Genomic DNA, 24,595 nt, shown 5'->3' with positions numbered 1-24,595 from the left:
TTTAAGGAGGATATATGATATGTCAATTTTAGGGGCAATTGTTCGTTTTATTGTGGCAGCAATTGTATTGTTGCTGGTGAGTTGGATCGTTCCTGGTTTCTCCGTGCATGGTTTCGGCAGTGCACTTTTGTTAGCGCTGGTAATCGCACTGCTCGGATGGGTGGTCGAAAGTATTTTCGGCAAGAGAGTATCTCCATTTGGCAGAGGTGTCGTTGGATTTCTTGTTAGTGCGCTTGTAATCTGGTTATCTCAATATATTGTTAACGATGTATCCGCAAGTATTCTCGGTGCTCTTCTGGCAGCACTCGTGATCGGGATTATAGACATATTTGTCCCAACTCCATTCGATGCTGCGAAAAAAAATAAATAATGAGCATAACAGTAAAAAGGTCTTCTTCTATATGAAGGAGACCTTTTTGTGTTGTTTTAAAATTAGCGAGAATATTCAAAAATATGACGTAATAGGAATGTACACCCGCAGATGATCTACGGTATCATAAGAGAGCATGTACCTAAAACATTTTTATAGGAGGGTCTCATTCTTGAAAAAAGCAATCGTACTACTTCTAAGTACTATGTTACTATTCGTACTTGCAGCATGCGGTCAAGATTCGGAATCAGGTTCAGGCAGCGGAGTTTCTGAATCAGAAGTGGCAGCAAGTGAAGAAATTATCATTAAAGCAACAAATTACGAATTCGATCAACCTGAATATCGTATTAAAAAAGGAGTTCCCGTTCGTATCGTTTATGAAAACGTAGAAGGGAACCATGGAATTATTGTACCAGGACTCAGCTTGCAACTGGATACCAAAAAAAGTTCTGCTGTGATTACGCCTGAGGAAACCGGTGAATTTGAAGTTGCCTGCTCCGTCTGGTGCGGAAAAGGTCACTCATCAATGATTTCTAAAATTATTGTAGAAGAATAGCATTACAAAAGACCCTCGCCCAAGGCAATCAGCCTGGTACGAGGGTCTTTTTACAATGATTTTATTAGTGAATAGAAGCTAAATTAGTTTTGATCCTGCTCAATCAGTTCAATCCATTCGTTATATTCCGTTTGGAGTTTAGCATACTCTTCTTGCAATTTACGGTAGTCATTCGCCAAATCTTCTGATTTATCTTGATGCATTTCACGTTCAACCTCAAGGAGCCTCAACTGATGAGCCGTTATTTCATAACGCTCCATCATTTCTTGAAGTTCGATTTCAAGTGATTTTTTATCACTTTCGAGCGAAGAAGAACGAGAGATCGCTTCATTTTTCTCATAGGATAATTCAAGCAATCTATCATTACCAGCTGCAATCTGTTGCTGCCAGCTCTTCACTTCTTCCTCTAGATGCTTGCGATTCGCTTCCCAGTCAGCTTGTTGGTTCATGAGATATTGATATTGTCGCTGCAACTCTTGATTCTCTTGATCCATTCGCTCCTGCAGACTTGTCCATTCTTGTTCTTTCTCAGCCCAGTCTCTAAGTTGACTGCGAAGCTGTTCCTGCTCCTCTTCCCACTGTTTACGTTCCTGCTGAAGCTTGGACTCGGCTTCTGTCAGTTCTTCACATCTTAATTGCCATTCAATCGCTTCTTCTTCTGCTTTATCAAGTAGAGACTGCCTGCTATTCACTTCTTCTTTGGCATCTTTCAGTTCCGCTTCAAGAACATTCAGATTTTTGCGAATCTGCTGGAGTTCTTGTTCGTACTGCTCTGCTATCTGAAGATGCTGGTGAGTCTCTTCAACAGATGATTCAAATTTAGCATTCAGTTCGGCATACTTACCGTCAAGCACAGACAACTGTTCTCTAAGCTCTACCGCATGCTGTTGAGCTCTTTGTGCTTCCTCTTGAGCCGTATTTAGCTCCTGCTGTAAGTCACGAAGACGCGCTTCTGCAGACTCTAATTGATCTGCACTTTCTAAGACGTCATTCTCCAGCTGACTAATATCCTTTTGTCTTTGTTCCGCAATCGTTCTCCAACTCTTCTCACTTGCAGAGATGGAAGTAATTTCACTTTGTAATTTACGGGTTGCCGCGTGAGCTTGTTCGATTACTTTTTGCAATCGGCGCTGTTCCTCTTCTGCTTTTGCTCCCACTTGTTTCATTTTATTCAATTCCTGCTGACTAGCCGCTTGTTGTTCCTGTAATTTGCGAATCAGCGCAGTATTTGCTGTTTCTCGATCAGCCGCTTCTTGTACTTTTTGTTTCAGCTCAACTATTCTCTCCTGGGCTTTCATTCGATCTTGTTCTGCTGTGTGGAGTTTTCTCTGCAAAGTAGAACTGCTTTCTTTACTTTCCGTAATCTGTTGTTCAAGCTCCTGTACTCGGCGTGTATATTTCGAAATGTTCTCTTCAGCAGCAATATTCATAGATTCAAGTTCCTGGATTCGAGACTTCTCCTCTTCTAATACAGCCGCCAATTGTTTGCGCTGTTCTTCTTCTTCTGAGAGTTGGATTATCGCTTCTTCAAGTTGTAAACTTGCTTCTTTTCGCTCATTCTCCAAACTTTCCTGCAACTGAGTCAGTTCTTGAAGAAGTTTCTGCTCTTTTTTATTATGATCAGCCAAAATTTGCTGTTTCGTGTTATTCAGTTCTGTTTTGTATAGTTCATACGCTTCTGCCTCGGCTTTCTCTGCTTCTTCCAACGCAAGACGCTCAGCCTCTTGTACCTTCGCTTCCATTTCCTTCTTCAATTCTTGCAGCTGTTCTTCCGATCTTTCGCGTTCTGCTTCCAGATCATCATTTGCTTGTTGAAGCCGTTGTTCCAGCTGTGCTGTACGCTCTAGCGCATCCGCCTTAATCGAAGAAATTACATTTGCATGCTTTTCTTCGGTCTCCGTAAGCATTTCCATGACTTCATTAATACTCTTCTCTGCTTCTGCCTGAGCCTCTGCTTTGATGGATTCGATATCAAGCGCATGCTGTTCTTTCCATTGTTCAAGCTTCGTTTGCAGCTGTGCTTCTGCTTGATGAATCTGTTCATCAGCTGCTAAGCGAACCTCACGAATTTCAGTATCAGCCAGTTCCTGCATCGTTTGTAATTCTTCCGCAGCCTGCTGTTTATAATCTTGCAATGCTTGATCTGCAGCTGCTCGTTCCTGTTCCTTACGTTCCAATTTCTTTTCAAGATCTTTTTTCAACTGTTGCCAATTATTCTCTAACTCCTGTTGCTTACGCTGATGTTGCTCCGTGAGGTTTTGGAGTTTGGCTTGGAGCCCTTTATCCCAATTTTGTTTCTCTGTTTGGAGCTGTTTCTCCCAATTTTCTTTGTTTGCTTTAAGTTGTTTCTCCCAGTTCTGTTGATCTGTCTGGAATTTAGTTTCAAGCGCTTTACGCTCTTGAGACACTTTATTTAGTTCAGCAGAGCGCTGATTCAGAAGTAAATTCAGCTCCTTCAATTTTGCATCTGCTTCTTCTTGTAGTTTCTTATGCTTTTGCTCTGCCTCAGCCAGCACTTCCTTACGCCGAGCTTCAAGTGCTTCCGTATACTCTTTTTGTTTATCTGACAGCTGTTGCTGCCACTTTTTGTCGTTCTGCTGCAGACGAGTAGAGAGTTCTGTATTATTCTGCTTCGCCTGTTTTAATTCACCCTCCCGAAGAGAAACCTTCGCAAGAGCATCTGCAAGCTGAGCTTTCAGTGCCTTTTGTTCTTCGGCACGAACACTCTCAAGCTGCGCCAATGCTTGCTGAGCAGATTGCTTTTCTTTCTCCATGTCTTTCGTAACCATTTCAAACTGCTCTAATTTTTCTTTTTGCTGTTCATAAGTCGTTTTAAGTTTATCCAGCTCAGTAACGAGCTGAGTGCGTTCACCAGTGACCATCTTCAGTTCATTCTTTACCTGCTGAACCTGAAGAGACTCTTCTGCCATATGTACTGCAGTGAGTACTGCTAGTCTTGGAGTATCCAGCCTAGAGTGATTTTTAGAAATGGTGTTCATTCTTTCATCGACCATACTGGCCACTTGTTTCATATATTCGGCACTGCTGCCGACCAATTTATAAGAAGTTCCGTAGATCTCTACGGTAACGCGTGTACGATCAGGTGTAGTCACAGTTGTGCCCTCCTTCAAGTCTGTATGTTGATTCTGGATGATGTAACCCTATTTTATTAGGTATATATGTTTAAGTATAAAGATCCCTAAACAAAAAGTCACATCGAAGCCTTTATCTTTAAGGATTCGATGTGACTTAGAGCAATTCCTTCAAATATTTCCTCAAAAAATAAAGGAGAAACATGGAAACTTACATGCCAAGCCCGTCATATCCTTATTTTCGGAGTTCGGCTCCAAAACGTGTAGAAAGATCTTCTACCACTTTACTATGAACGGCTGTAATTTCTTCTTCTGTCAGCGTATGTTCATGGTGACGATAAGTCAGAGCAAGAGCAACACTTTTCTTACCAAGACCAAGTTTTTCTCCAGTAAAGATATCGAACACCTGAACCGATTGTAACAGTTCTCCTGCCGATTCGCGAATAGAGGTCAGCATTGCACCTGCTTCGACTTTCTCCTCAACTACAACTGCAATATCACGTTCAACAGCAGGGAAACGAGGAAGCTCACGATAGACAAGTGCAGGTCTAGCATATTCATAGATTACTTCAAGTGACAATTCCGCAACATACGTATCCGCTAGATCATAGCTGTTTTGAATCTCAGGATGAACTTGCCCCATTGTTCCGATCAGGATCGCATCCTTGCCTTCGATATTCAGATAAATGGAAGCAGAACGCCCTGGATGGAAATCCTTCGGTTCATTTGCAATATAGGACACATGTTTATCAAGACCAAGATAAGCAAAGATCGACTCAATTGCACCTTTTAGATCAAAGAAATCCACTTTTTGTACAGCTGTATTCCATTGTTTTTCTACGCGATTCCCACTAAGAAGCAGGGATAGCGCAGGAATTTCACGAGGTTGCTTCGTCAAGCTTTCTTCCTCTGTGTAGAACACATTTCCGATCTCAAAAAGTGCCAAACTATCCTGTTTACGATTCCGATTGTATTCTGCTGCGGAAAGCATCTGCGGTAAAATACTAGTTCTCAGTACACTTTGCTCTTCACTCATCGGCATAGAAAGTTTAACAGAGTGACTGCCTTTTGTAAGTTCCGAGAACAATGAACCGCGCACCGGATTTACGAAAGAATAACTGATCATTTCATGGTAACCGCCATTCGAAAGAAGAGCGCGAAGCGCACGACGAATCGTTTGATCCTTCGTGAAGGAACCAGGGGTAGTTGGACCTTCGATCACTGTCGTAGGAATAAGATCGTATCCATATAGTCTTGCTACTTCTTCGATTAAATCTACATCACGGGTAATATCTCCTCGGCGGGTAGGAACGGTTACTTTAAGTTCATCACCGGATACCTCATATGCAAAATGAAGACGATCGAAAATCGCTTTGATCTCTTCCGTTGTGAGTTGAGTTCCCAGATAATTATTCACTTTATCAGTAGATAAAGAAATCACAAGCTCTTCTGTTTGAGCAGGTGCAGATTCAACAATCCCTGGATGCACAGTACCTGCTGCATACTGAGCGATCAGAGATGCTGCGCGATTCAGTGCCGGAATAACAGAATTCGGATCTACATTTTTCTCGAAGCGAAGGCTAGATTCAGAACGAAGCCCTAGATCACGAGATGTTTTCCGTACGGTAGTTCCGTCAAATCTAGCTGATTCAAGCAAAAGGTTGACCGTATTACTCGTTACTTCGGAGTTCTCTCCGCCCATAACCCCTGCGATCGCAGCCGGTTTTTCACCATCGGTAATAAGAAGCATCGTTTCTTTCAACTTGCGCTCTTGTCCGTCAAGTGTCACCATTTTTTCGCCTTCAGCCGCTGTACGTACAACAATGTTGCCGCCAGCAAGCCTATCTGCATCAAATGCATGTAGAGGCTGACCATATTCAAGCATGACATAGTTCGTAATATCAACAATATTGTTAATTGGACGAATACCAGCTGCCATTAGACGATTTTGCATCCATAGTGGAGATGAAGCAACTTGGACACCTGTAATATACCGGGCAGCATAGTGAGTGCAGAGCTCAGGCGCATTCACCATTACTGAAATATGCTCTGCTGCAGGAGAACCCGACTCCGTTAATTGCTCTTCCGGTTTTGGCAAAGTGATCTCTCTGCCTAAAATCGCGCTTACTTCATAAGCAGCCCCGATCATAGATAAGGCATCAGAACGGTTTGGTGTTAAATCAAGTTCAAGCACATGATCATTAAGACCCAAGACTTGTTCTATCGGCGTACCTGGTTCAAGATCGGAAGGCAGAACAAGAATACCTTCTTGTTGTTCCTTAGGCAGCAACTTATCATTAAGTCCCAGCTCTTTCGCAGAACAAATCATCCCCTGGGATAATACGCCGCGCAGTTTTGCTTTTTTGATATCCAGTCCGCCTGGAAGCTTAGCTCCGATCATAGCCACCGGTACTTTTTGACCCGCATCTACGTTTTTCGCGCCGCACACGATTTGAAGTTCTTCTTCAAGTCCTGCATCGACTTTACATATATTGAGTTTATCCGCATCCGGATGTTTCTCTTTGCTCAAAACGTAACCGACTACCACTTTCGTAATACCTTGGTTACGGTTTTCCACTACATCAATTTCAATTCCCGCTCTTGTAATACGCTCTGCCAGATCTTCCGGAGCTACATTTTCAAGAGATATATAATCAGACAACCACTCTGTAGATACTCTCACGGACGTTCACTTCCTTCTATAAAAATAGGTTAACCTTATGATTTGTGATTTAAATATTCTATAATCTTGCAAACTGCTTCAAGAATGACATATCGCTGTTATAGAAATGACGGATATCATCTACACCATATTTCAGCATAGCGATACGCTCGACACCCATACCAAATGCAAAACCGCTGTATTCAGCCGGATCATATCCGCCCATCTCCAGCACTTTTGGATGTACCATTCCTGCTCCGAGAATCTCAATCCAACCGGATTGTTTGCAAAGTCTGCATCCTTCCCCGCCGCATTTAATGCAAGTAACGTCGACTTCTACACTCGGCTCTGTAAACGGGAAGAAACTTGGACGAAGTCTGATCTCGGTATGAGCGCCAAACATTTCACGAACAAATTGCAAAAGTGTACCTTTCAGGTCACTCATTCGAATGTTTTTGCCAACAACGATTCCCTCTACCTGATGGAACTGGAAGGAATGAGTCGCGTCATCGTCATCACGACGATATACTTTGCCTGGTACGATAACTTTTACCGGAGTTTCTCCTTGCATGGCTTGCATGGTACGAATCTGAACAGGAGATGTATGTGTTCTCATGAGGATGTCATCTGTAATATAGAACGAATCCTGCATATCCCGGGCTGGGTGATTCTTCGGTAGGTTCAGAGCTTCAAAGTTAAAATAATCCGTTTCGACTTCTGGCCCTTCCGCCACTTTGTAACCAAGCCCAACGAAGATATCTTCGAGATCCTGGATTACTTTTGTTAACGGATGAAGACCTCCCTCAGGCAAACGGCGTCCTGGCAAGGAAATATCAATCTTCTCTTTCGAAAGGCGTCTCGCCGTCTCTTCTTTTTGGAAAGCAGTTTGTTTTTCCTCAATAACAGACTCAATCGCACCGCGCACTTCATTCGCCACTTGGCCGATAACCGGACGTTCTTCTGCACTTAGGGCACCCATACCGCGCAAAATCTCAGTGAGTGCTCCTTTTTTACCTAAATATTTCACACGTATTTCACTTAGTGCCTTATCATCGGCTACGTTTGCAAGCTCAGCGAGAGCTTCAACTTGCAGTGCTTCCAATCTTTCTTTCATGTTGCGGTTACTCCCTTCGTAACTCTTAGATTTTAATCAATAAAAAAGGCCTTTTCTCCCCCAAAAAAAGGGACGAAAAGACCGTGGTACCACCCTTGTTAGATTCATGTACGACTAAAATAAATCCAAGGTTTTATAATAAAACCTTACTAGTCTGTACGAGATCAATCTCACTTTAGCACGTTTGTAACGGTCGTGAACCGGTATCCTCTACTGACCATGAAATAAGGCAATTGCATAGCCACCCTATCTGCTGTTCAAGGAACTGCTCCGGAGCGAACTTCGACAGCCTGATTTCGTAGAAACGCTCTCAATCTAAATGGCGCTTCCTCCCTGTACAAAAGCACTGTGTACTCTTCTCCATCCACGCATTTTGCTCAATGAAATCTTATATATAGATGAAACTAAAGTGTGACACAATTTTTCGCTTCATTCCTTTAGTTTTTCTATATTCATTGCTACATTATTATACGCAAATGACAAGTGCCAATCAAGTCCTCGCCTCAAAAATAGGCACTACTTCTTCGCATATGCATCAAGCTGAGCACGGATTTGACGGATTTCCTCTAGAACAGACTCTTCCATGTAGTAAGACTCTACATCTGCAGGCTGACCATTACGATGATTTGAGGTGACTGATCCTGTCAGTAATTCATGTAAACGGTGCTGCAAATGCATACGGTGGTTATCTTCCTCACGCTCTGCTGGAACTTTATTTTTTCGGTCAAGATGATCCTCATACTCTTCCACGCTTCCATCATATATATGGATCTGACCTTGTTCATCTCCGCTCAACTCAATCAATTGATTCGCAATCTTTCTAACCAGTGTACGGTCATGAGATACGAAGACAAGAGATCCTTCATAGTGAAGCAGTGCTGTCTCCATCACTTCTCGCGTCTCAATGTCTAAATAATTAGTCGGTTCATCCAAAACAAGTAAGTTTGCTCCGCTAAAATATAGACGAATAAATGCCGCTCTGCATTTTTCTCCCATACTCAGATCACCGATCTTCTTAAACGCATCATCTCTTGAGAATAAAAAATTACCAAGTACCGTACGAGCTTCGGTCTGTGTCATGTAGGGATTGGCGAGCAGACTGTCCAGCAGTGTCATTTCTGTTTGTAGACCTTCCAGCTCCTGAGAAAAATAGCCGATTTTCGTCTTCGGATGAAGGACAACACTGCCCTTTTGCGGGGTCAAACTTCCCGTAATCAGCTTAAGCAGAGTTGTTTTCCCTGCTCCGTTCGGCCCCCGAAGGACGAGTCGCTTCCCGCGCTGGATAGAAAAAGTCGCTCCTGAGACGACAGGTTTTTCACTTTCTTCGTATCGATATTCTACATCTTGAAGCTGAACAAAAGTGCGGGCTTCGAACTCTCCATCCTTTAATTCCATACTGACTTTTGGTCCCTCGCGCGGTCGTTCCACTCGCTCTTCTTCCAATCGTTCCAGCTGCTTCTGTTTGGCATGATATCTTGATATGTTTTTATTCGCTCTCGCCTTGTAATAGCTTGCTGCTATTCTCGACTCGGTTACATTTCCCGCATTATTATGAGATTTTTTGAACCACTCCTGATAATTACGAATGGATTCTTCTAGTGCTTTTTTTGCAAGTTCTTGTTTTCGGTACATCGTTTCCTGTTCTTTGCGCTCACGCTTTTTCTGAAGTTTATATTCCTCATAACCCCCGAGGTATTTGCGGACACCGTCTTTACTGAGTTCACAAATCCCCGTCACTACATGATCTAGAAAAGTTCGGTCGTGCGAAACAAATATAATAGTACCCGGATAAGATAAAATCCAGTCTTCAAGCCAGATCAAACTTTCTTGATCCAGATGATTGGTTGGCTCATCGAGAATAAGAAGTCGTGGTTTTCTAGCTAATAAAGCAGCTAGTCGTAGTCTCGTCTTTTGCCCGCCACTGAGTGATACATAAGGACGGTTCCATAACTCTGCGGCAATCCCCAGGTGAGTCATCATTTTCTCAAGTTCTATTTCTCTACTATAGCCGCCGTGCGCTTCATATTGTTCCGTAATCTGTCCATATTGCTCCATTAATTCTGAGGACTTATCTGAATCGCCTGATGCGAGGTTTGCCTCGGCTTTCTGTAATTTCAGCTTCAAACTTCCCCAAGATCCACTTTCCTTATAAGCAACTTCTTGCACTGATTCCACTAGATCTGCTTTGAAATCTTGCTGCATAAATCCAATCTCTTCCGGTTCCAAGTGAATGGTAAGTGTCCCCTCTGATGCCTGTTCGCTTCCCGTCAAAATGTGTAATAGTGTCGTTTTACCACAACCGTTACGTCCAAACAAAGCAATCCGTTCATGCTCGTTCACTTCCAAGTTCACGTGTTCAAACAACTGTTTTCCATTCCATTCCTTACTGATCTCATGCATATGAATAAGTGTCGTCATATGAATATCTCCCTCTTTCTCTTCGCGCAAGCTAAAACACTGCAAGCAAGCAGCCTGCAGCGAAGACGAGAGCCTATAGAAATGAATGCACCTCTAAAGATGGGTCGTAGGTAAAATAAGTTCGGGTTTTCATGTGCATACCTTGCTCTGCCATAGTAATGACCAGAACTTATTCAAGGTACAAATAACTTATGAATAGCACAAAAAAACCACACCATTCCCATGACTGAATGTAGGCACACTTATCCTAGGGTCGTCAGCCGCAAACAGCTAACCTGCTTCACAATCGGTTTGCAGTTATCCGTAGGATTTCATGTGTTTTACTTCATGGGACGTGTGGTTACCTCTCATTCATCTTTAATTGTTAGTTAGTATATCATAATCTCATGTATTTCTAAACCTGTAATTTTCTGTATTTTAAAAATTTTGTTTGCGAAACCAATCTAGAAAAGCATCCGCGACTTCTTTTCCCGCTTCGCCGTTTGGATGAGGATCAAATTCATTACTCATGAACTTTGGCTGAATCCGGTGTTCCTTTGGTGCCGGGCAGGATAAAACTTTGGCAATATCAAACACAGCATCCGTTCCTTCTGGGGGATGTGTCCGAATCGTTTCATTAACGGTCCGCCATACTTCTTCTCTTTTCTCCGCAAAATTAAACGGCGGGACGGTAAATAAAATGACCCGCACACCGGTACGCTCTGGATTTTGCTTTACTTTTCGGATAATAATAGATAAATCAGAAAGTAATTCATCTGCGCTTCGACTGCCTATGTCAATATCATTCACACCAAGGACAAGGACCACGATACTACCCAGCTTTGATTTAGCAAGCCACGGGCCGTCCGCTGCTGCATCATAGGCTCTTGCCCAACCGGAGCCAATATTCCAAATCCCATAATCAGGACCAACACCATCAGCTATACGAGAAACCCAGTATTCGTAGCCATCTTTTCGCGTTCTCACTCCCTGCGTTATTGAATCTCCCAAAAAAACGATCTCTTCCCTCACCAGTTTTTTATAACCTACAAAAGCAGGCAGAACAAGCCGATTCTCGGATGATGTAAACAAGGCTCCTTGTTCTTCATCTGCCTTATTCCCTTCCGCTTCAAAAGCAGATACAAGCAGCCCCTCCGTATTGTATGGGAACGATCTTCCTGCGGAAGCCGAAATTGTCCATGAGAAAACTAAGTCATGTCCTGCCGGAACATCTATATGTACCGAATCACTCCAGAACTCCTCTGCAGGAGCCACTTCTTTGCTAACTTCTTCATCAAAAGTTACCTTTATTGCGCTGTCAGGCATAATACTGCCATCTCGTTTATGCCCGCTCACCGCTACATAAGCGCTTTCAATAATCCATTCACCGCCAGGCATACTTCCTTTCGCAGTGTTTCCTACGTCCCATGTCGAGTCTACCGAATTACTGTGCCAAAACTTCAAATCAAGCTGACCTGTTTCTCTCAGTCTTAAGTACGTCCGATAGGTACGTGTAACCGTTGTTTTCTGCTCCATGATGAAATTAGTTGCCGTAGAGACGGCTGTTGCGGATACATATTCACCTGCCATTCCCCCCCCCCCTTCCTCATTATGTAAAATCAAACTAGCCCTCACCCATTATACTAAAGCTTTGTTTATATTCAATATGAATCAGGTAATGGAAAACAAAAACCTCTTGCCTAAGGCAAGAGGTTTTACTAGAAAGCGGGTGATGGGAATCGAACCCACGCTATCAGCTTGGAAGGCTGAAGTTCTACCATTGAACTACACCCGCAAAGTGACGATCGGGACGACACGATTTGAACATGCGACCCCCTGGTCCCAAACCAGGTGCTCTACCAAGCTGAGCTACGTCCCGTCAAATGAATGAGCGTCATTCATTAGTGACAAGAAATAATATATCATAACTCTACTTTCTCTGCAACCCTGAATTTATAAATACAATGCATTTTTCTCAGTCTCAGCACATGCAGTTCAGGTAACAAAAAATAAATGCATGTGCTGGGTATCATCTGAGAATAAGTTTACGCAATAGCTTTTAAGAATCTAGATTCGAAGTCAGTCGATGCAAGTGGTCTGCTGAAAAAGTAGCCTTGCGCATCATTACAGTGCTGTTCTTGTAAAAATAAAAGTTGCTCTTCATTCTCTACACCTTCCGCAGTCACTTTTAGCTGAAGGTGTTTTGCCATAGAGGTAATCGTGGATACGATCGCTTTATTGTTACGGTCCACCATGAGTTCCCGCACAAAGGACTGATCAATTTTAAGACGGTCGATAGGTAGATTTTTCAGATAATGAAGTGAGCTGTATCCCGTTCCAAAATCGTCGATACTAATCTGTACTCCAAGCTTTTTAATACTTTCGAGCACTTTCATCCCTTGCGTCATATCAAACATCGTACTTTCTGTTATTTCAAGTTCTAAATAAATAGGATCTAGCCCAGTGTCCAGTAAAACACGCTTAATTCGCTCTGCAAGCTGTTCTTCGTGAAATTGTTGAATCGATAAATTTACGGATACCGTCAAAGGTTTGTAGCCTTGTTTTTGCCACATTCGGTTCTGATAACATGCTTCTCTAAGCACCCATTCTCCAAGCGGCACGATAAGTCCGCATTCTTCAGCTATAGGAATAAAATCAACTGGTGATATACGTCCTCTCATCGGATGGTCCCACCGAACCAATGCTTCTACTCCAACAACTTCACCGGTAGCAAGATCAATCTGCGGCTGATACTCAAGATAAAACTCTTCACGTTCTAGACCTTTACGTATATCATGTTCCATCTGTAAGCTCTCTTGTGCCTCTTTCTTCATAGATAAGGTATACCTAGTAAAGTCTTGCCCTTCATTTTTGGCAAAATATAAAGCGGTATTTGCATTACGAAGAAGTTCGTCCGGCTTAGCACCATCATAAGGATATATACTAATTCCTGCCGAAGGCGTAATGTATAGTTCTTGTTCTTTTATAAAAATAGGATCTTTTACATGCTCTAAAATTTCATGAACCCGATTATGTAACATTTCTACGCTTTCTATTTGACTCATAACGATTGCATATCGATCTCCTCCAAGAGAAAACACTTCTTTTCCCCCTTGATAGTCAAGCAATCGTTCCCCTGTTTGTTTCAAAAGCTGGTCCCCAAGTCTGTAACCAAGGGAATCGTTAATGATCTTAAACCGACTAATATTAATAACAAGCAGACCTAAGAGTGTACCATTAGCCTCAGCTTTTTCAAGACATCCGCTCACATAGTGAAGCAAAGATCTTCGGTTCCCAAGCCCCGTTGTCTCATCATAATGAGCCATATAGTCCAATTTTTCTCTTGTTACTTTTTGCTCTTCTAACGGGCTCTCAATATAAACGTTAAAATAAGTATTTTGAAAGATTACATACGCAATCAATTGAAACAACATCGAAAAAGTAAAGAATACATCCTGAACATAATGGACTTGAAGTATAAAACCTTGGCTTATCATGCAAAAACATACACCTAGGATCAGCCGGAAGTTAATTTCATTACAGCGCTTCTTCCGCGAGAAGATGATACCTGCCAAAGCGAACACAAAAAATATAAGAAGCGACGCATGTACAACGTAATGGATTGGACTTATCATTTGTGACCAAGAATCCGAACTGCTGAGGAAAAATTCCGCTGTGCCCTTATTTCGAAGAATAAATACAAGAAAACTAATGTACAAAGCGCCCATTGTAAAACTGAACCATCTCGGAAAAGGCTTCTGCTCTGTAGGCAGTTTAAATCCCAGAAACAACATGCACAGCACACAGATGAAACGAGCCATAAAAATAATGAGCAGTGCATCTGCGGAGTCAACTAATAGTTCATACCCTATTATAATTTTTCCGTAGTAAAGAAATAACAACAGTTTAAGCATTCCTCCAGCAAAAAAGACGCAAGAAAAATATTGTCCATTCCTGGTTTGATCCCCTTTTGCCCGCATTCTACTCTGGTTATAAGCAGATAAACAAATAATCATAGAAACTAACGAAATTCCAAGACCTAATAGATGAAAAAATTCTTGATTTACGATTGATGATAATGAACTTGGTATCCATGGAGTCAGTAAACATAAAAACAAACCCGCTAACACAATTTTGATGGATTTGTGATATCCATTTTTTAAGTTCATAACATTTTCTATGCCTCCCATTCATCTATAACTAAAAAACAACTTAGTTAGCTACCCAATATTTGATCTAATATGACACATTTCAACATTATTCTTCCACTTTACTGGACTATAATACCATTTTTAGAGGAAATCGTGTATCTTTTTTTGTGAACATCGATGCATATTGGCGTATATTATAGTTCTAAAGTATTATAAATTTTCGAAAACGAACACAAAAAACGCCCTACGCGAATTTCACATAGAGCGTTCATATCATCAAGCAAAGGATTATAATTTAGTGTTTATTCAAAATTAACTTCAGGCGTGGTGAGCTTGTCGTAGAATTCTACAACCTGATCTTTACTTTCCGAAGCTCGAAGAGCCATTGCTGAACGGGGATGTTCATCAAGATGTCCGGTAACCATATAAGGAAGGAGATAACCCCATTCTTCCTTTTCCCGCAAAGGCACAAGCCAATTTTCCAGTACGTTTAGAACCGGACGCAATTTGTACTTGGTTCCTTTCAAATGAGCAATAAGCAGTTCCGTTGGACAATTGCCCGCCGCACGTCCCATTCCATATACAGATGCATCAAGGAGCTCTACACCAAGTTCAGAAGCAATCAGTGTATTTGAAAAAGCTAGCTGCATATTGTTATGTGTATGTACACCGAGACGTTTATTAGGAAGATGCTTTTTGAATTTTTCAACGAGGTATTTAATGTCGTTATGATCCAGGCTACCGTATGAATCTACGATGTATACTACATCTACAACACTCTCATTAATCATTTCAAAAGCTTCTAAAAGTTCATTCTCCATAACGTTAGAAAGAGCCATTATGTTCAGTGTTGTCTCGTAACCGCGGTCATGGAAGGTCTGTGCAAGTTCAAGACCTTTGTCCACATCTTTGATGTAACAAGCTACGCGGATTAAATCCAGCATACTTTCACTACGAGGTAAAATATCAGCTTCGTCTACTCTGCCAATATCAACCAGGGCGGATAATTTAGTTGTTCCTTTTTGTGGAATCACTTTACGCAGAAAATCATCATTCAAAAAGCGCCATGGTCCTGCTTTTTCTGCTCCTTTAAGTAACTTGGGAGAGTTTTTATAACCAATCTCCATGTACTCTACCCCTGCTTCATTCAGCCCTTCATAAAGTCCTTGGACAAACTCAACGCTGAAATCCCAATTGTTTACGAGACCGCCGTCTCGAATGGTGCAATCTACAATTTTGCTTGTGTTCGTCAATGTCTTCATGCATAAGCTCCTTTGGCATCTTTATCTATTTCTACCATGATACTTGAACGTAGAAGGAAAAGTAAAGGGAAGGTTTACCTATTGATTTGTCTTCCATTCCCTATCTATTTGTTGAATCGCTTCTTCACTTACCTTTCTCTTTCCGTACCTAACTTCGTTATATAAGGGGAAAAGGTCATCAGGAGCGGCTCCTATGTCACCCTTCTGTTTTTTATTCGTTCTTTCTGTCTTAGCTGCCGTCTTAATCTTATCCAGCTCTTGTTTCACTTCAAAAGGAGTTAGATGTGCTGGGATTTCATGTCCCTGTCCTTTGACTCTTAGAATGTACTCTCGATAATAATATCGAATACGTTCCTGCGGATCGTTAGGTACAGATCCTCTCTGAAAGAAACGAAGCCAGCTCTTCTTCTTCGGTTTCTCCTCAATCGTTTCAATCACATCTATATATGCCGTTTTAGGCGGTACTACAGGCATTGGGTTCTTTTTACGATGATCTAAATACTCAGTGAACTTCAAAAACAATTTCCAAGCCTTATAGAATATAAAAACTAGAATTACGATCGCCGCCAAGAAAACAAACGCCTTCAGCAAAAACTCCCAAATAGGCGATGGTTCTTGTGGAATCTTCCCCTCATTTGGCAGAAAGGGCGGAGGAGCCTCCGTAACTCCTGAAGAATCGGGGATACTTTCCTGCTGAGTCTCACCGCTAAATAGACTTCTCACCCAAGCAGTAAACCAGCTCCATAACGAGGCAGCCACTTCTGATAAACGCTGAAAAGCTCCCACAAATAATACGATAGTAATGAAGATCAAGGTACGTAATTGATTAATCCTCGTAAAACTTCTTACGAGCGGCCTCTGCCCCTTGGGATCAAGTGTAACCTTGCGCATCTCCTGGCTATGACGATTCCAAAGCAGCAAGATAAAACTAACCAAACCACTTACATAAATCCCCACACTGTAAGGCGTAAGCGAAGAATATCTTCCCACGAAAAAACTGAGCAATACCAAAGAAAATAGACCAAATAACCGATATTTTCCTGATACAAAAATCGAATGCTCGATATACTTCTGCAAGTAAAATCCCCGATATCCTGCAGCTCCGCCAACAACGACACCTGCTATGATGAAGAGAAGTTGATTTCCCGTTGATCCTGCCATAAATGCCGCAGTGGTAATTAATATCCCACCAAGTACAGCTGTAATAACAGCAAATGTAGGACTCTTTATAAATAGAGCTCTTCCGCCCAATACCCCGGCACTGATCGCAATAAAACAAATACAGAGCACATATATAGGAGGAATCCCGAGAATATACACAGCTAAAATAACAATAAGAGCATAGCCATAAATTAATTCAGCTGCGCCTTGTAATATAGCTTGCACAGGAAAAGTATAAGTTTGATTCTTATTCATTTCCCCCCTCCTTATTCTCTATGAACAGGACGGTGATCCGGTTACCTGCGGTTCGAAGTCTCGATAACTGCGTTTCCATCGCTTGTGACACATAGGCGGTGATCAGTAAATAATCCAGCTTCTGTTCCTCATCTTCTTGCCGGTCAGCTTCATCCCGCAGCATTTGTTCCATTGGCATAAGGCACTTCAATTGAACCTCAGCCATGGTTTGCATAATATATTCTGCATGAACAGAGCCATAATCCGCTTCGATCCGAACACTTGTATCGGTCTGTTCCGAATAAGCATTATGTGAAAACCCTGCCTTTAGCCCTCTGCTAGCAGCATAACTAACTGCTGTCGCCGCATAAGATAAGCCTCGCTCTGCCAGTTCTGGTCTAGTCACAACACTCCACATTTCTTCCGATTCTTGTATATTAAACAGGATCATCGTCTGTGGATCAGAACTATAGCCCTGCTTAAATACTTGAAGATCGCCTGTCCTTGCGGTAGCACTCCAGTGAATACGATTCATTGGATCGCTCTCCCCATAAGGCCGAACTCCTACAATTAAGAATGGGTCTTCCACAATCCACCTGGATACTTCCAATTCTCCTTGCCATACTTCATAGCTTGAAGGCATTTCATGATCCGAAAGGATTGCCGGGTACACAGTCAAAGCAATGGATACGGGCAACTTTTGACTTGTAGAGTAGATATTAAAGAGGTCTCCCCCCGTCATCGTGACCGTCTCCATCTGATAGATACCCCGATTTTGACATACCACAAAGTGTCTTCTTGAGATTTTAGTGAAGGGTCTCATCGTAAACACGCTTTGATGATTTTGATAAATGTTTCCTTTACTGATCCCCATCTCTTCTCCTGTTTGAAAAGAAAAGGAAGCAGGCATCATTGCTTCTAGGCGAAGCCAAGGAATGGACAATCTCTTTTCATTAGCAATCTTCTCCGTCATAACTAACTGATCGCCTGCATAACAGCGTTCTTTTTCAAACTCTCTCGTATACGTAACGCGCCTAAGTACAGGAACTCCAAATATCGCTTGCTCCACCACAATCAGCAAAAGACCGACAACAATAAACCATAAAAGATCCATCAGCTAGCCTATACTGCTTTCAGAACTCATGTTTTCGCTCGGGACAGGGATTTGATCAATGATACTTTGAAGCAGCTCAGCAGCCTTCCCTTCTTGTTGTCTTGATCTTTGGTGCAACACAAGTCTATGGGATAAAACGGGCAGGGCGAGCGCTTTGATATCGTCAGGCAGGACGTAGTCCCTGTTCCTGATGGCAGCCCGAGCTTGGCTAGCTCTAAGTAGTGCCTGTGTTCCTCTCGGACTTACCCCAAGGGCAATATCAGGATGGCGCCTTGTAGCCTCAGCTATAGCAATCATGTACTGGAGAAGATCGTCCTGAACTTGAACGGATTGAAAGGATTGCTGAGCTAAAATCATATCCTCCTGAGTGATAACGGGGTTTATTGAAGCCTGGAAACCGCCTTCCATCGTCCGCTTCAAGATTTCAACGCCTTCGGCTTGGGATGGATAACCTAAATTCATTTTTAACATGAATCGATCCATTTGTGCTTCTGGCAGTGGAAAAGTCCCTTGGTTATCAACTGGATTCTGCGTTGCAATCACGATAAAAGGTTTGGATAGTACATGAGTTTGTCCATCCACACTAATTTGCCTCTCCTCCATACACTCTAGCAAACTGGACTGTGTTCTTGGCGTTGCTCTATTAATCTCGTCCGCTAATACGATATTCGCAAATAGCGGGCCTGGTCTAAACTCAAACTGTCCCTCTTTCTGGTTATAGAAATGGATTCCCGTCAAATCCGACGGCAATAAATCTGGAGTAAACTGAATCCGCCGAAAGGAACATTCCATCGAAGCAGCTACTGTTTTAGCGAGCATCGTCTTACCTGTCCCTGGAACATCTTCCAATAAGATATGACCCGAAGCGATAAGTGCGGTCAGCAATAAATCGACTGACTCTTCTTTTCCGATCATGTACTTCGCTATACTAGTCCTCAGTTCTTGGGCCATTTTCGCAATTGCCTTGATTTCAGCCTCAACCACAGAAAAACCACCTTTGTATTTGTAATAAGGAAACGTTTTCATATATGTGTTGTATTTTATCACAATGCTGGAAAACATGCATTTTATGTAAAAAAAGAAGGTATACCCCCTGGTTTCTCCAAAGGTATATACCTATTCTACAATTAAAAACCCTGTTCTTGTTCCACGCTTGTGATCCACTCCACAATCGTCCGTACCATAACACCGGTGGCTCCTTTCGGATTCACACCTCGTTCTTTCGAAAGAAATGCGGTTCCGGCAATATCAAGATGAATCCAAGGCATTCCGTCAGCAAAGGTTCCTATGAACAGACCAGCGGTACTTGAAGCTGCATTGCGCCCTGTACTGTTCCGTAAGTCTGCTACATCACTTCTCAGCATCTCTTGAAATTCAGGATACGCAGGAAGAGGCCACACTCTTTCACCCGTTCGTCTCGAAGCGGAAATAAACCGAGTCAAGAACGTCTCATCATTCGAAACAGCACCCGTGGCTACATCTCCAAGTGCAGATACTACAGCTCCGGTTAACGTTGCTACATCAATTAGGCTAGTTGCACCTAATTCCTTCGCGTAGGTCATACCGTCAGCAAGTACAACTCTTCCTTCCGCATCTGTATTTAGAATTTCAACGGTTCTGCCACTATATGTTGTAATGACATCACCTGGTTTGAATGCACTGCCAGAAGGCATATTTTCAGCAGTAGGAATAATTACCAGTGCGTTCAGTTGCGGACGGAGGATAGATAAGGTCTCAAGTGCGCCGAGCACCGTTGCCGCACCTCCCATATCGCTAATCATCTCTTCCATACCGATACGTGGTTTCAGAGAAATACCGCCTGTGTCAAATGTAATTCCTTTTCCTACAAGTCCTACAATATCGCCATCCCATGTTTCTTTTCCTTGATACTTGATTACGATCATTTTTGGCGGATGGATGCTTCCTTTCCCTACGGAGAGAATTCCACCCATCCCTTTTCTCTCGAGTTCCTTTTCGTCCAAAATGGAATACGCTAGACCGTGTTTCTCAGCCAATTGTTCTGCCGCCTTAGCAAGATCTTCAGGAACGAGCATATTCCCTGGAAGATTGGTTAGTTCTCTAGCATAATTGGTCCCTGCCGCAAAAGCTTGGCCCAGCTCGATCCCTTTCTCCCATTCTTTTTGAAAATCAGGGTTCGTGATCTTTTCCTGATGAAAAATAAGTTTACTTGGACCTATATAAGCTTTTTGCTTCTGTTTATAGTTTTTTCTCCGGTATGCTCCTAAAATAAAACCTTCTGTTAAAGCATGTGCTACTTTGGAAACATCAAGAGTATCAGAATATGACACCAGCGAGGAAGGCATGGCGAACACGACTTCATCTGCGCTGACTTGAAGCGAAGCTTTGGCTGCTTTTGCAGCGAGGTTACGGAGCTCTTCTACACTCATCGGATGCTCACCTGTTCCTACTAGAACAAGTGTAGCAGCTGCACTCCCCTGCTTTACAGGGATGGTGAACAGTTGATTATCGGATCCATTAAAAAGACCTCTTTCTTTTACCGAAGTGATCGCTTGCTTCCATGATTCTGGAAAATGTCCCGTAATCCACTCAGCTTCTGATACCAAACATATGACGGCATGTGCTTCAAGCGATTCTACAGGAATCGCTGTTTTCCATGTGACTTCTAATGCGTTGTAGATCAATATTTTCATCTCCCAATCGGTATAGGCCTATATTTATATATGTGTTTATATATACGTGATCCATACTACTCCATATATACCCTTCGCCACACGTAAAAAAACAAAACAGGCCGGAAGCTGGTGTAGCTCCTGGCCGATTTTAATGATGAAGATTAAAGTCATGTCACTAAAGATAAGCTATACAAGAGGAAGAGAAATTTTGAAATGGGTCCCTTCTCCTACCTTACTGTTCACAGCTATAGTTCCACCATGATTCTTAATGATACGATAACTGACAGAGAGACCCAGTCCCGTCCCTGTTTCTTTTGTTGTGAAAAATGGATCGAATAATCGAACAAGCGTGTTGTTATCCATCCCATGACCGTTATCATTGATTGAGATAACGACCTGACTTTGCTCCTCATAAGTATGAATCTGAATCATACCAGAATAGTCTTCTCCTACAGGATCAATAGCGTCCATCGCATTTTTCACTATGTTTAGCATGACTTGCTTGATCTGTTTTACATCAATGGAGACATATAGTGGCGTTAAATCATTATTCAGCTGAATTTCACAGCCTTTCATCAAACCTTCACTCTCTGTAAGCAGGACAATTTCTTTGAGTAAAGACTGAATAGGAATGACCGTTTTTTGAGGTGCTGAAGGTTTGGAAGAATTTAAAAACTCATAAATAATATCGTTAGCTCGGTCAATCTCTGTCAAAATAATTTTTGCATATTCGTCCTTGCCCAGCTGAAGTAAATGAGGACGAAGCAATTGAATAAACCCTCGAATAGCTGTAAGCGGGTTTCGAATTTCATGCGCAATCGAAGCGGATATTTGCCCGAGCATCGCAAGCTTGTCATTTTGATAAGCGGTCTGTTCAATCTGTTTGAAATCTGATACGTCTTTTACACTCAGCAGGAAATTCCCATCCATCTGATCACCATAGGTAATCGTTATCAGCCAATGTTTCCCATACTCATCAAGCAGCTCATGATAGCGCTTACGGTGGAAGATGGTCTCTCGATATATCCTGAGAATTTTCTTCTTTTTGATGCGGCTGATATAAGGATGTTGAACTAACTGAAGGACGTTACATCCAAGTAACTGATGTCTTGGAAGCTCCAGCAATTTTGCCATCTGTACATTGATAAAAGTAAGAAAACCTTCGCTATCAAACAGCATGATACCACTGTCCAAATGTTCCAAAATGTTCTCGTAATTACTATTATCGAGATGCCTTAGTGGAAAAGCCTCATTGGCAGAAATCAAAGTGTCCTGAAACTCACTGATCATACTCAGGTTCCCCCTTTTTACTTAAATGGAACTTGCCGATCGGACTAGCTATGGTCGCAGAACAGTGAGACCGTCTACCTTGAAGTGTAGTGTCTTCCCATCAGAAGGGCATTTGTTTGCCTTTCTTAAGACTTTCGTAGAGTAAGTATAGAGTTAGTCCAAATATTACGTATTCCTTTGTTTCTAATCATGTACACAAAAATGGGAAGATCCATTTTCCGATACGGAATAGCGATAGTATGAGCAATGTTTTTAAATTAGCTGATTCCGCTTTGAAAGAAGTCTATTTTATCATAGACAAGGTTACTAAGCCTAGTCAATCAGAGATACTGTCGAATAAACAGAAATAACTGAGCTAAACCCTTTTCGTTCAGGCATAAAGGATTATTTCTCAATAAAAAAACCTCTGCCCTTAGGGCAAAGGTCTTCATTCATATCCTATGGTTGTCTTCCCGGTTGATTGTGCTTAAGTTTTGAGCGTTTTTTACTCATGACAGCAAGCCTGCGCTTCAACTCGCTCTCCCACTTTTCGTCTTTTATATTTTTAGCAATGGACAGCAAATCAAGAGACGTATCGATTTGTCTTTGGACGACTTCGAGCGGATCTTCATTTTCACGGTTTACACAGTTCTCATAAATCGTATCTTCGTCTTCCATTACATAGTCTTGAAAATCAATCTCAGAAGCACCATCACCATGTGCATATTCGGCTAATATTTCATATTCATTTTCTACTTTGTAATGGACTTCTACCCGATGACATACTGGACAAAAGAGCAGGGGAACATTGTGGACCTGTGTACGGTAATGTTTTAATGTCCCCTTCGTTCCAATCATACTTGCTCCACAACAAAAACTCATTTGTTCACCCTCCTTGTAGAAACGCACCGGATGCATTATTTACATTATGTTCAATAGCGTATTCTTTTACCCTATTCGTTATGACAGTTCGTTTTCCTCTTTATAAGAAAAAAGAATCCATACCCCTTATAACACCTTTTTCCGTGTTCTTAAACGTAATTTTTGTAAAAATAAGGGTGTTCGCGCTTTTTGGTGAAAAAAGCCCTCACAACATGAAAAATGCTGTAAGGGCTTGTCTATTATTTTAAAAAATGCGGAAACATATAGGTTACTGTCGGCGGGGAAAAGAAAATGTGACCAAAACCCCCAACCCCTATTACGAAGAATATATCGATCCTATCACTCGCCTGACTTAAAGTCAAATTACAGCTCATGAAAAGATAGAGAACAGTTACTCCTTTACCGTAATCAAAACGGAATCTAAAAGAATTCTGCTCTCTATCGTCACCTATTTAATAGGAAGAAACTAGTGTCGATTTCTCCATATTTTTCACGATTAAATCTCCCATTGCTGAAGTACTGATTGCTTGGCTCTTGTCTACTGCAATGTCGCTTGTACGATGACCCTCATCGAGCACTTTAGCTACTGCTTTTTCGATGGCCTCTGCTGCATCTTCATAACCAAAAGTCATCCGGAACATTAAAGCTACAGATAGGATCGTAGCAATAGGATTTGCTGCTCCTTGTCCTGCAATATCAGGAGCGGAACCATGAACCGGTTCATACAGCCCGAAGCTGCCTTCTCCCAAAGATGCAGAAGATAGCATCCCAATCGAACCCGTCAACATCGCTGCTTCATCACTTAGAATATCGCCGAACATATTCTCAGTTACAATGACATCAAAGCTAGCCGGTCTGCGAAGAAGCTGCATTGCACAGTTATCTACGAGTACATGCTCTACTTCTACATCAGGATAGTCAGGAGCAACACGGTTTACGACTTCACGCCATAATCTTGAGGTCTCCAGTACATTAGCCTTATCTACAGATGCAAGTCTCTTTTTCCGCTTCTGTGCGATTTCAAAAGCCTGTCTAACAATACGTTCCACTTCGGTCACGTTATAAACACAGGTATCCACTGCTTCTTCCCCGTGCTCTCCTTGCCTGCGAAGTTTGTCACCGAAATAAATTCCTCCGGTCAGTTCTCTTACGACCATTAAGTCCGTTCCTTCTAGAACTTCTGGTTTCAAGGTAGACGCATCTTTCAAACAGTCAAATACAACAGCTGGGCGTAAATTAGAGAATAGTCCAAGTGCCTTACGGATTCCCAGTAATCCTGTTTCCGGTCTAAGTTCTTTAGGGTTATTATCCCACTGTGGACCACCGACTGCTCCAAGCAGAACTGCGTCCGCATTCTGACATACTTCGAGCGTTTCTTCTGGAAGCGGAGTTCCTTTTTGATCAATAGCGATCCCGCCGAATAAAGCATGAGTAGTTTCAAAAGTATAACCGAATATTTCCTCGGTCCGTTTCAGTACTTTCTCTGCTTCTGCAACAACCTCAGGGCCGATCCCATCTCCTGCGATGACTGCAATCTTCTTCACTTCTGACATTAACAACACGCTCCTTTTTTATGTAAAATCGTAAACGTCTCTTTTCTCGTCGTCGTAAACTTCTTATATATCTTTGTACCATAATTGAGATGGATTTGACCAAGATATAGAATCTATTGCTTTA

Annotated in this window: 16 protein-coding genes and 2 tRNA genes; 2 read left to right on the top strand and 16 right to left on the bottom strand. The window is 42.1% G+C overall.

What is annotated here, in order from left to right; genetic code table 11:
- Positions 1-19 precede the first annotated feature (19 nt).
- Together ACWPWY_RS02585 and ACWPWY_RS02580 are read left to right on the top strand one after the other, a co-directional pair.
- On the top strand, positions 20-370 hold the full coding sequence (locus ACWPWY_RS02585; protein ID WP_454190254.1) for a phage holin family protein: 351 nt from the start codon (positions 20-22) through the stop codon (positions 368-370).
- Positions 371-542: 172 nt separating this feature from the next.
- Positions 543-926 carry a cytochrome C oxidase subunit II gene (locus ACWPWY_RS02580; protein WP_454190253.1) on the top strand — a complete coding sequence of 128 codons (384 nt, stop codon included), beginning with the start codon at positions 543-545 and terminating at the stop codon, positions 924-926.
- Positions 927-1,009: 83 nt separating this feature from the next.
- On the opposite strand, the gene ACWPWY_RS02575 is transcribed toward ACWPWY_RS02580, so the two are convergent.
- The 16 genes from ACWPWY_RS02575 to leuB all read right to left on the bottom strand — a co-directional run bounded on the left by ACWPWY_RS02575 (position 1,010) and on the right by leuB (position 24,471).
- Positions 1,010-4,039, bottom strand: coding sequence for a hypothetical protein (locus ACWPWY_RS02575; protein WP_454190252.1), 3,030 nt, complete (start codon positions 4,037-4,039; stop codon positions 1,010-1,012).
- Between the two features lie 214 nt (positions 4,040-4,253).
- Positions 4,254-6,701 carry a phenylalanine--tRNA ligase subunit beta gene (pheT, locus tag ACWPWY_RS02570; RefSeq protein WP_454190251.1) on the bottom strand — a complete coding sequence of 816 codons (2,448 nt, stop codon included), beginning with the start codon at positions 6,699-6,701 and terminating at the stop codon, positions 4,254-4,256.
- 58 nt (positions 6,702-6,759) lie between these two features.
- Entirely contained in the window at positions 6,760-7,794 is a 1,035-nt protein-coding gene (gene pheS / locus ACWPWY_RS02565) for a phenylalanine--tRNA ligase subunit alpha (protein WP_454190250.1), read from the bottom strand.
- A gap of 516 nt (positions 7,795-8,310) precedes the next feature.
- The gene (abc-f, locus tag ACWPWY_RS02560; protein WP_454190249.1) at positions 8,311-10,212 is read right to left on the bottom strand and encodes a ribosomal protection-like ABC-F family protein; all 1,902 of its coding nucleotides are present in this window, start codon (positions 10,210-10,212) and stop codon (positions 8,311-8,313) included.
- Positions 10,213-10,629: 417 nt separating this feature from the next.
- Positions 10,630-11,781: an SGNH/GDSL hydrolase family protein gene (locus ACWPWY_RS02555; RefSeq protein WP_454190248.1), complete on the bottom strand. Its 1,152-nt coding sequence runs from the start codon at positions 11,779-11,781 to the stop codon at positions 10,630-10,632.
- Positions 11,782-11,915: 134 nt separating this feature from the next.
- A tRNA-Gly gene (locus ACWPWY_RS02550) sits at positions 11,916-11,986 on the bottom strand.
- Positions 11,987-11,996: 10 nt separating this feature from the next.
- Positions 11,997-12,070, bottom strand: a tRNA-Pro gene (locus ACWPWY_RS02545).
- A 166-nt stretch (positions 12,071-12,236) separates the two neighbouring features.
- Positions 12,237-14,360 (bottom strand): putative bifunctional diguanylate cyclase/phosphodiesterase, encoded by a 2,124-nt coding sequence (locus ACWPWY_RS02540; RefSeq protein ID WP_454190247.1) that lies wholly within the window; start codon positions 14,358-14,360, stop codon positions 12,237-12,239.
- Positions 14,361-14,644: 284 nt separating this feature from the next.
- Positions 14,645-15,604 (bottom strand): aldolase catalytic domain-containing protein, encoded by a 960-nt coding sequence (locus ACWPWY_RS02535; RefSeq protein WP_454190246.1) that lies wholly within the window; start codon positions 15,602-15,604, stop codon positions 14,645-14,647.
- Positions 15,605-15,682: 78 nt separating this feature from the next.
- Complete coding sequence (locus ACWPWY_RS02530; protein WP_454190245.1) at positions 15,683-17,020, bottom strand: hypothetical protein; 1,338 nt, start codon at positions 17,018-17,020, stop codon at positions 15,683-15,685.
- Entirely contained in the window at positions 17,013-18,113 is a 1,101-nt protein-coding gene (locus ACWPWY_RS02525; protein WP_454190244.1) for a DUF58 domain-containing protein, read from the bottom strand. Before ACWPWY_RS02525 ends, ACWPWY_RS02530 begins: the two co-directional genes overlap by 8 nt.
- Before the next feature lie 3 nt (positions 18,114-18,116).
- Positions 18,117-19,064, bottom strand: a complete 948-nt coding sequence (locus ACWPWY_RS02520; protein ID WP_454192770.1) for an AAA family ATPase — start codon at positions 19,062-19,064, stop codon at positions 18,117-18,119.
- A 176-nt stretch (positions 19,065-19,240) separates the two neighbouring features.
- Complete coding sequence (locus tag ACWPWY_RS02515) at positions 19,241-20,776, bottom strand: leucyl aminopeptidase (RefSeq protein ID WP_454190243.1); 1,536 nt, start codon at positions 20,774-20,776, stop codon at positions 19,241-19,243.
- Between the two features lie 177 nt (positions 20,777-20,953).
- Positions 20,954-22,057 (bottom strand): ATP-binding protein, encoded by a 1,104-nt coding sequence (locus tag ACWPWY_RS02510; RefSeq protein ID WP_454190242.1) that lies wholly within the window; start codon positions 22,055-22,057, stop codon positions 20,954-20,956.
- A 438-nt stretch (positions 22,058-22,495) separates the two neighbouring features.
- Positions 22,496-22,918, bottom strand: a complete 423-nt coding sequence (locus ACWPWY_RS02505; protein WP_160032835.1) for a hypothetical protein — start codon at positions 22,916-22,918, stop codon at positions 22,496-22,498.
- 452 nt (positions 22,919-23,370) lie between these two features.
- Entirely contained in the window at positions 23,371-24,471 is a 1,101-nt protein-coding gene (gene leuB, locus ACWPWY_RS02500; protein ID WP_454190241.1) for a 3-isopropylmalate dehydrogenase, read from the bottom strand.
- Positions 24,472-24,595: the final 124 nt, after the last annotated feature.

The sequence above is a fragment of the Paenibacillus sp. Marseille-Q7038 genome (assembly GCF_965111595.1).
Note: the sequence above shows the minus strand (reverse complement) of the source record. Positions and strands in the feature narration are given on the sequence as shown.